Origin of the sequence: Halomonas urmiana (assembly GCF_005780185.1) — a bacterium.
In the GTDB taxonomy this organism is placed as follows: domain Bacteria; phylum Pseudomonadota; class Gammaproteobacteria; order Pseudomonadales; family Halomonadaceae; genus Halomonas; species Halomonas urmiana.
In genome coordinates, this window is record NZ_VBUI01000098.1 from 1 (window position 1) to 276 (window position 276).

Sequence of the window (276 nt, forward strand, 5' to 3'; positions counted from 1 at the left end):
GGACCGGTAGTTCAGTTGGTTAGAATGCCGGCCTGTCACGCCGGAGGTCGCGGGTTCGAGTCCCGTCCGGTCCGCCACGATGGCATGAGACAGCAGTAGCAAGAGTTGCAGTAACGCGTGGGTGATTAGCTCAGTTGGTTAGAGCACCAGCCTCACATGCTGGGGGTCACTGGTTCGAGTCCGGTATCACCCACCATGCGGACCGGTAGTTCAGTTGGTTAGAATGCCGGCCTGTCACGCCGGAGGTCGCGGGTTCGAGTCCCGTCCGGTCCGCCA

At 61.6% G+C, this 276-nt stretch carries 3 tRNA genes; all 3 read left to right on the forward strand.

Annotated elements, in window-relative coordinates:
- The 3 genes from FEI13_RS18915 to FEI13_RS18925 all read left to right on the forward strand — a co-directional run bounded on the left by FEI13_RS18915 (window position 1) and on the right by FEI13_RS18925 (window position 276).
- Window positions 1–77: transfer RNA gene (locus FEI13_RS18915), tRNA-Asp, on the forward strand.
- A gap of 42 nt (window positions 78–119) precedes the next feature.
- Window positions 120–196 (forward strand) — tRNA-Val (locus FEI13_RS18920).
- 3 nt (window positions 197–199) lie between these two features.
- Window positions 200–276: transfer RNA gene (locus FEI13_RS18925), tRNA-Asp, on the forward strand.